Annotated in this window: 1 protein-coding gene; it reads left to right on the top strand. The window is 34.5% G+C overall.

Going from position 1 to position 1,560, the window contains the following annotated elements:
- A partial coding sequence (locus CHU92_RS06465) for a type VI secretion system amidase effector protein Tae4 (protein WP_129583021.1) occupies positions 1-791 on the top strand: 791 nt, incomplete at its 5' end.
- Between the last annotated feature and the right edge of the window lie 769 nt (positions 792-1,560).

Genomic DNA, 1,560 nt, shown 5'->3' with positions numbered 1-1,560 from the left:
ACTTTGCCATGCAGGGGGATGAGCAGCGAAACTTGGTAAATAATCTTGGAGATTATCTTGATGCAAAAAATTATACAGTAAGTAGTGTTGAAGATATGCTATTTGCATTAGATTTTTTTCAAGATGTTAATAATCCAAATATTACTTTTGAACAATTTGTAAGTTACTTTTTAGAAGAATATCAAGAAACTTCAACAGATTTGGAAGTTATTGACCCGGATCTTATTACCTTTGATGAGCCTGTTGTTCAGGCAAGCCTGCCATCATTTAACTCAATGATTTTAGCTTTTCCTAAGCTTACGCAGAATGGCTACTATTATCAAATGCCAACGCCTCAAGTATATAACCTTGTTGGTGGTAGCCTTTTAAATAGCTATCTTGCAGATCCAGATTTATACGGCAATGCTTGTTCAATAAGAGGTTCGAGAGGGTTGTTGTATAGTGGCATCCATATTCCAGTTCTTAATTATGGTAATGGCCAACGAACACAAAAAGGTGCCGATGGAAAAAACTATATACTTGATGCTGTTTCTTTTGATAAATTTATGGTTAGTAAATTTGGTGAAGCCACACATAAGCTAACAGGTGCCGATGCTAATAACCCTACAAAAGTTGCAGAAATGCTAAAGGGAAAAACAGGTATTTATGTAATTGTCAATAGTAACCCTGGTAATTCAGGTGCCAATTATTCAGGACACGTAGATTTAATAATAAACGGGCAATGCATAGGTGGGGAATATACTACACCACGCGGAGGCGTTAAATCAATAAGAATATGGATACTAAATTAAAACTGGTTTTCTTACTGTTTTGTATTATTTTATTTTCCTCTTGCAAAGTACAAAAGTATAAAAATGAAAAAAAAGATTTTTTAGAATCTTATAAAAGCGCAGTATTTAGAGGTTGTTTTAATGAAACTACAGGTAAAGACTTTACAAGATTCTTAAACGAACATAATGATTTAGGAGCATACACTGATGTTGAAATACTATTGCATGCTACATATGAACAGGCTTATAACAAAGGCAAGGTGTTTTCATTAGGCATCAAACCTGTTTCCTACCCGGATGCCAATAACGTAATTCCGGGATATAGGGATTGTTTCAGGTATGCTATGAGTAAAGAAGTAGACGNTACAAGATTCTTAAACGAACATAATGATTTAGGAGCATACACTGATGTTGAAATACTATTGCATGCTACATATGAACAGGCTTATAACAAAGGCAAGGTGTTTTCATTAGGCATCAAACCTGTTTCCTACCCGGATGCCAATAACGTAATTCCGGGATATAGGGATTGTTTCAGGTATGCTATGAGTAAAGAAGTAGACGCTATGGCTCGGGCCGAATATAAAAGAATGAAAAAAGCCGAAGGAAAGTTTGAGATGATTTATGAGTAATGTCATTAGGGGCAATGACTGATTACATAAAGCTTTAACTCTATATGGCGATGCATTTACAGCACCAAGTAATCAAGGATTAATAGCTATATTATGAAAAATATATGCTTAATAGCTAAGTACACGACAAAAATTGTATTAAATTAATTTCCAGCTTA

The organism is Flavobacterium cyanobacteriorum (genome assembly GCF_002251835.1).
Taxonomy (GTDB): domain Bacteria; phylum Bacteroidota; class Bacteroidia; order Flavobacteriales; family Flavobacteriaceae; genus Flavobacterium; species Flavobacterium cyanobacteriorum.
This window is presented reverse-complemented; position numbering and strand designations above follow the sequence as displayed.